Source organism: Paludisphaera sp. (assembly GCF_037189885.1).
Lineage (GTDB): Bacteria > Planctomycetota > Planctomycetia > Isosphaerales > Isosphaeraceae > Paludisphaera.
The window spans coordinates 102,063-109,321 of the sequence record NZ_JBBCIR010000021.1 but is presented as its reverse complement, the minus strand read 5'-3'; the positions used below and the strand labels follow the sequence as shown (position 1 = coordinate 109,321).

Below are 7,259 nucleotides of genomic sequence, written 5' to 3'. Positions count from 1 at the left end.
CGGGGTGTGCGTCGGCCGCGCGTTCCCTGAGCCGACGCGAGTCCCGAAGCGCCACGGCCCTCACCCGGCCCTTCGGGCCACCCTCTCCCGGGGGGAGAGGGGACGCGCGTTATACGCTCGGATGACGATGGCGCGGGGGCCGTCGGCCGCGGCGCGCCTCATGCGCGCCCCTCGGCTTGACGAGGGATCGACGGTTGTAGGATAGTGGGATTCGGCCGAGGCCGAGGAGGATTCGCCATGACGACGACGAAGCGCGGAGTCCGGGCCGCGATCGCGGCGTTCGCCGGGTACGCGGCCGTGGCGGTCGGCCCGGCCGGCGGGGCCGTGACCCACGAGGAGGTCGAGCGGGCCATCCGCGAGGGGGTCCGCTACCTCAAGAAGGAGCAGAACCCCGAGACCGGCGGCTGGCGCGAGTACGACCAGCGGTTCCGCACGGGCTCGACGAGCCTGGTCACGCTCGCCCTGCTCACCGCCGGGGAGCCCGTGGACTCCCCCACCATCCAGAACGCCCTGGGCTACCTGCGGCGGTTCTCGCCCGATCAGCTCGAACAGACCTACACCGTCGCCCTCCAGACGATGGTCTACGCCGCGGCCGAGCCCGAGACCGACAAGCTCCGGATCGCCGCCAACGCCGCCTGGCTCGAACGGGCCCAGATCAAGGCGAACGACCCCTCCCCCTGGCCCGGCTCGTGGGGCTACGGCCTGGCCAAGATCGGCCGGGGCGACAACTCCAACTCCCAGTACGCCCTGCTCGGGCTGCACGCGGCGTCCGAGGCCGGCGTCAACGTCAAGCCCGAGGTCTGGAACCTGGCCCGGGCCTATTGGGAGGGCGCCCAGCGGCCCGACGGCGGCTGGGGCTATCACCACAGGGGGGGCGACCAGACCTCCACCTCCAGCATGACGGTCGCCGGGATCGCCAGCCTCGCCATCACCGGCACGCGGAGGTACCAGGGGGCCGAGGAGATCCGCGGCGCGACGATCCACAACTGCGGCAAGGGGGGCGTCAACATCCACCTCCAGCGCGGGGTGGCCTGGCTGGCGGGCCGGTTCCAGGTCGGCCAGAACTTCCCCCAGGGCCAGAACTGGCGGCTCTACTACCTGTACGGCCTCGAACGCGCCGGGAGGCTCGCGGGGGTCCGCTACTTCGGCAACCACGACTGGTATCGCGAGGGCGCCGAGGCCCTGGTCCACGAGCAGGACAAGCTCAGCGGCTCGTGGCCGGCGGCGGCGGGCGAGTCGAACCCGCTCATCTCCACCAGCTTCGCGCTGCTGTTCCTGGCCAAGGGCCGCGCCCCCGTGCTGATCAACAAGCTCCGCCACGGGCCGCGAGGCGACTGGGACAACGACCCGGACGACGTCCGCAACCTCGTGAACCTGGTGTCGCAGGACTGGAAGCACCTGCTGACCTGGCAGGAGGTCGAGCCGGGCTCGGCGACGGTGGAGGACATGCTCCAGGCGCCGATCGCCTTCTTCAACGGCCACCAGGCGCCCGAGTTCTCCGACGTCGCCGTCCGGAACATCCGCGACTACGTCGACCAGGGGGGCTTCCTCGTCGCCGACGCCTGCTGCGGGCGCGAGGAGTTCGACGCCGGGTTCAAGGATCTGATGAAGCGGGTCTTCCCCGAGCCGGAATACCGGCTAAAGCCGCTCTCCTCCGACCACCCGGTCTGGCGGGCGAAGCACCTGATCGCCCCGGACTCCTACCCGCTCTGGGGGGTGGAGCACGGCTGCCGGACGGTGGTGATCTACTCGCCGAAGGATCTCTCCTGCTACTGGAACCAGATCGACCGATCCGAGCGCGACCGCCGCAACGAGCACATCTCCAAGGCGGCGATGGTGGGCCAGAACATCGTCGACTACGCCACCGGCCGGGAGCTGCCGGCCGACAAGCTGGTCGTCCGCGAGGTCCACACGTTCAAGGACGACGCCCCCCGGCGCGGGTCGTTGCGGATCGCCAAGCTGAAGCACTCCGGCGACTGGAACATCGCCCCGCTGGCGGTCCCGAACCTGATGGAGGTCCTGCGCAAGCCCCCCTTCGGGTTCGACGTGGCGGTCTCGCAGAAGGACCTCGCCCCCAGCGACCCCAACCTGGTGTACTACCCGCTGATCTACTTCCACGGCCGCGCCGCGGCGTCGTTCACGCCGGAGGACATGGAGGCCCTGCGCAGGCACCTGGACCCCGGCGGCGGTACGATCTTCGCCGACGCCGCCTGCGGCAGCCCCGGATTCGACGCCGCCTTCCGCCGGTTCGCCGCCGAGCTGTTCCCCGACAAGCCCCTCGTCCCCATCCCCAAGGACGACGAGCTGTTCACCACGCAGGTCGGCCTGGACCTGAAGGATTGCCAGTACACCAAGGCGGCCGGCGGCGGCGTCGACTACCCGCAACTCGAAGGGGTGAAGATCAACGGCCACTGGTCGATCATCTACTCCAAGTACGACATCGGCTGCGCCCTGGAGCGGCACTCGGGCCTCGACTGCAAGGGCTACTCCCACGAGAGCGCGCTGCGGATCGCGGCGAACATCGTGATCTACTCGACGCTCCCCTGAGCGGGGGCCTATAGGCCTCGATCCGCCGGGAGGGGACGGGGCACCCGCGCCGGGATTGGGGTTGAGGCGATCCCGGGGCGGGGCTATAAGCGGTAAGGCCCGCCCCGGCCGGATCGCCGGGGATGGGCGCGCCCGTCGGGCGCGCGGGCGCGATCCTTACCAAGACCTTGTTTTGACGTTAGGACCAGGGCGACATGGCCGAAGAAGCGGGCGCGCCGAAGGCGGGCTGTCTCGTGGACCTGAAGGGGCAGACCGCCCTGGTGACGGGGGCCTCGCGCGGCATCGGCCGCGCCATCGCCGTGAAGCTGGCGGCGTGCGGGGCGAGGGTCGTCGGCGTCGCCCGGACGCTGGAGGCGATGGAGGCGACGCGCGAGGCGATCGCCGCCGCCGGGGGCGAGTTCGAGGGCTTCGCCGCCGACGTGGCCAACCCCGAGGACGTCAAGCGGGTCGTCGACGAGGTCGAGTCGAAGTACCAGAAGATCCAGATCCTGGTGAACAACGCGGGGATCACCAAGGACGGCCTGATGCTCCGGATGGAGGACGACGCCTGGGACCAGGTGATCGACGTCAACCTGAAGGGGACGTTCCTCTGGTGCCGGGCCGTCGGCGCGGTGATGATGCGCGGCCGATACGGCCGCATCGTCAACGTCAGCAGCGTCTCGGGCATCCGCGGCAACCCCGGCCAGGCCAACTACTCGGCGAGCAAGGCGGGCGTGATCGGCTTCAGCCAGACGATCGCCAGGGAGCTGGCCTCGCGCGGGATCACCGTGAACGTGGTCGCCCCCGGGTTCATCACGACCGACATGACCGACGTGCTGCCGGACAAGATCAAGGCCGAGGTCAAGGAGCGCATCCCCCTGAAGCGCCTGGGCGCCCCGGAGGACATCGCCGAGATCGTCGCCTTCTTCAGCGGCCCGGCGTCGAGCTACGTCACCGGCCAGGTCGTGGCGGTCGACGGCGGCATGACCGTCTGACGCCCCGCGGCGAAAATCTCCGAGGAAGCGTGGCCGAGGGCCGCTCGGGTCGTGTACCCTGGCTGGGTCGCGAGGCGGGATGGAACCTCCCGATCGCGCGGCCGTCCGGATGGACAAGGCCCCCGACCCATGCTATTTTGACTCGATCGATCGCCGGGCGCGGGGTGCCGGGGCCGTTCCAGGGAGGACGGGCCCCGATCGTCCCGGCCCGGGGAGGGGCCGCGGCGCCTCGCCACCGGGGCGCCCTTCGCGCCGCGTCTTGATCGTTCGTACCCCAGACTCCGACCCCTGCGTCTCCCATGGCTTGCGCCCCGGCCCGGGCGATGGACGAGCAGGCCCGAATACCGAATCGACTCCAACCAGGAGGTCCGCCCGTGTCCGTGGAAGAGCGCGTGATCGAGATCGTCAGCGAGCAGATGGGCGTGTCGAAGGATCAGGTCAGCAAGGAGACGTCGTTCGTCAACGACCTCGGCGCCGACTCGCTGGACACCGTCGAGCTCGTGATGGAGTTCGAGGAAGAGTTCGACATCAACATCCCCGACGACGAGGCCGAGAAGATCCAGACGGTGGGCCAGGCCATCGATTACATCGAGCAGAACGCGCAAGCCAAGTGACCCCGGCGCGGCGGAGCCGGCCCGGACCGGACCGGCCGCCGACGCGGGCCGCGACCCGATGAGCCCCGGCCGGCCGCCCCCCGCCCCGCCCCCCTCCGACCCGGACCCGATCGCGGGCCGGGCCTTCCCGCGAGACGAGACGATCATGGCAGAGACGCGACGCGTCGTCATCACCGGCATGGGGGTGGTTACGTCGCTGGGCGAGGCGATCGACGACTTCTGGGAGGCGCTCTGCGCCGGCCGCAGCGGAGTCGGCCCGCTCGACCTGTTCGACACGACGGAATTCAAGGTGCACTTCGGCGGCCAGGTCCGCGGCTGGGACGGCCCGGCGCGGTTCGGCGTGAAGGAGGCCCGGCACCTGGACCGCTTCGCGCAGTTCGCGCTGGCGGCCTCCGAGGCGGCCGTCGCCGACTCCGGCATCGACTTCTCCGCGCTCCCCTCCGAGAACTGCGGGGTGATGATCGGGTCGGGGATCGGCGGGCTGAGCGAGTTCGAGGCCCAGCACACCGTGATGATGCAGAAGGGGCCGTCGCGCATCAGCCCCTTCACCATCCCCAAGCTGATGGTCAACGCCGGCAGCGGCCAGGTCTCCATCCGATGGGGCCTCCGCGGTCCGATCACCTCCACGGCCACCGCCTGCGCCTCGGCGTCCAACGCCATGGGCGACGCCATGAAGGTGATCCAGTACGGCGAGGCCGACGTCGTCATCACCGGCGGCAGCGAGGCCGCCATCACCCACATGGGCCTGGGGGGCTTCGCCTCGCTGCGGGCCCTCTCCACCCGCAACGACGACCCCGAGCGCGCCAGCCGCCCGTTCGACCGCGACCGCGACGGCTTCGTCATGGGCGAGGGCGCCGGCGTCCTGATCTTCGAGGCCGAGGAGATCGCCCGCGCCCGAGGCGCGCGGATCTACGCCGAGGTCCTCGGCTACGGCACCGCCGGCGACGGCCACCACATCACGGCCCCCGACGAGCAGGGCCGCGGCGCCGCCCGCGCCATGAGGCGATGCCTGGACGACGCCCGCGTGCCGATCGACGCCGTCGGCTACGTCAACGCCCACGGCACCAGCACCCCGCTGGGCGACCTGGCCGAGACGGTCGCCATGAAGTCGGTCTTCGGCCCCCACGCGAATCGGCTCCAGATCTCCAGCACCAAGAGCCAGCTCGGCCACCTCCTGGGCGCCTCCGGCGGCGTCGAGCTGATCGCCTCGGTCCTGGCGATCCATCGCGGCGTCCTCCCCCCCACCATCAACCTCGACGAGCCCGGCGAGGGGTGCGACCTGGACTACATCCCCAACGTCGCCCGCGAGGCCAGGGTGGACTACGTCATGTCCAACAGCTTCGGCTTCGGCGGCCACAACGCCAGCCTGCTCCTCGGCCGCTACAACGGCTGACGCCGACGCCCGCGCCGGGATCCGGCGGTCCGGTCGGCGCGGTCGCGACGACGCGGCCGGGCCGCCCGCCCCCCCCGCTCGGGTTGCCCCGGCGCGCGTCGGGATCCATAATGGATCCCACGGGCCCCCCCGCACCGCGACGGGGCGGCCTCCCTCCTCCGAATCCCTCCCGCATGGCATCAACAGGTGGATCGAACATGGCGCGTCGGCGTGTCGGCTTGTGGCTCGTGGGGGCGTTCGGCGGCGTCGGGACCACCATCACCGTCGGGCTCGCCGCGATGGCGAAGGGGCTCGTCGACCAGACCGGCCTGACCACCGACCTGCCGGCGTTCCGCGACCTCCCCCTCCCCTCCCCCGGGGACTTCATCGTCGGCGGCCACGAGATCCGCCAGACCACCTTCGAGGCGTCCGCCGAGGAGTTCCGCGCCGGCTCCGGCGTCATCGAGCCCGAGTGGCTGGCCGCCTGCCGCGACGAGCTGGCCGCGGCCTCCGCCCGCGTCCGCCCCGCCCCGCGCTACGGCCTCAGCCCGGTCGTCGCCAAGCTCGGCGACTGGGGCGCGAGCGAGCCCGCCGGCGACGCCTCCCGCGCCATCGACCGGATCGCCGCCGACCTCGACGCCTTCATCAAGGCCGAGGCGATCGACCACCTGATCGTCCTGAACGTCTCCAGCACCGAGCCCCCGTTCCGCACCGGCACCCCGCACGAATCGATGGCGGCGCTGGAGAGCGTGCTGAGCCGGCCGGCCGGCGACCCCGTGCTCCCCTCGAGCGCCCTGTACGCCCTGGCGGCGTTCCGCGGCGGCCACACCTACCTGAACTTCACGCCCAGCCTGGGCGGGTCGTTCCCGGCGGCCCACGAGCTGGCGGCGAGGACGGGCGCCCTCTACGCCGGCAAGGACGGCAAGACGGGCGAGACCCTGATGAAGACCGTGCTGGCGCCGATGTTCGCCGCGCGGAACTTCCAGGTGATGAGCTGGGTCGGCCACAACATCTTCGGCAACCGCGACGGCATCGTCCTGGACGACCCGGCCAACAAGTCGTCGAAGGTGGAGACCAAGGACAAGGTCATCACCGAGATCCTCGGCTACAAGCCCGCCTCGGTCGTCTCGATCGAGTTCGTCCCCGGCATGGGGGACTGGAAGACCGCCTGGGACCACATCCACTTCAAGGGCTTCCTCGGCACGAAGATGGCCCTCCAGTTCACCTGGCAGGGCTGCGACAGCCTCCTCGCCGCCCCGCTCGGCGTCGACCTCGCGCGCCTCGCCGACCTCGAGAAGCAGCGCGGCGGCCAGGGCCTGATGCTCCACCTCTCCTGCTTCTTCAAGGGCCCCGAAGGGGATCCCGAGAACGACTTCTTCAAGCAGTTCGCCCGCCTGGAGGAGTACGTGGCCGCCGTCCGGGCGGACTCGAAGTAAGCCATCCCGCCGCGGGGCTAGATCCCGATAACCAACCATGAAGCCCCCGCCGCCTCGTCCCGACGCGAGCGGCCGGGGTGCCGGGTGATCCCGTACCCCTTCAGCCCATTCGCCTCCACGGCTCCCAGGCCCGGAGGCGGGGCCGCCCCTGATGGTGCGTCCTCGCTCCCGAGCCTTCAGCGGCGACGGACCACGCATGGCGATGAACCCGCCGGACGGGAGCGGCGTTGGCTCCCCGTCGCGGCGTGGATGACGGATCGAATTCCTCCCTCGTCCGCCATCTCCTCGCCTCCCCCTCGCCCGTTCTCAAGTCCCG

Annotated in this window: 5 protein-coding genes; all 5 read left to right on the top strand. The window is 71.1% G+C overall.

Annotated elements, in window-relative coordinates; genetic code table 11:
• The first annotated feature begins 237 nt into the window (after window positions 1–237).
• The 5 genes from WG209_RS08680 (at window position 238) to WG209_RS08660 (ending at window position 6,943) form a co-directional block, all read left to right on the top strand.
• A complete protein-coding gene (locus WG209_RS08680; protein WP_337174634.1) occupies window positions 238–2,547 on the top strand; it encodes a DUF4159 domain-containing protein in 2,310 nt (769 codons plus the stop codon).
• Window positions 2,548–2,741: 194 nt separating this feature from the next.
• Complete coding sequence (gene fabG / locus WG209_RS08675) at window positions 2,742–3,521, top strand: 3-oxoacyl-[acyl-carrier-protein] reductase (protein WP_337174633.1); 780 nt, start codon at window positions 2,742–2,744, stop codon at window positions 3,519–3,521.
• Between the two features lie 374 nt (window positions 3,522–3,895).
• Window positions 3,896–4,135, top strand: coding sequence for an acyl carrier protein (gene acpP, locus WG209_RS08670; RefSeq protein ID WP_337174632.1), 240 nt, complete (start codon window positions 3,896–3,898; stop codon window positions 4,133–4,135).
• Between the two features lie 145 nt (window positions 4,136–4,280).
• Entirely contained in the window at window positions 4,281–5,528 is a 1,248-nt protein-coding gene (fabF, locus tag WG209_RS08665; RefSeq protein ID WP_337174631.1) for a beta-ketoacyl-ACP synthase II, read from the top strand.
• Between the two features lie 197 nt (window positions 5,529–5,725).
• The gene (locus WG209_RS08660; RefSeq protein ID WP_337174630.1) at window positions 5,726–6,943 is read left to right on the top strand and encodes an inositol-3-phosphate synthase; all 1,218 of its coding nucleotides are present in this window, start codon (window positions 5,726–5,728) and stop codon (window positions 6,941–6,943) included.
• The last annotated feature ends 316 nt before the right edge of the window (window positions 6,944–7,259 follow it).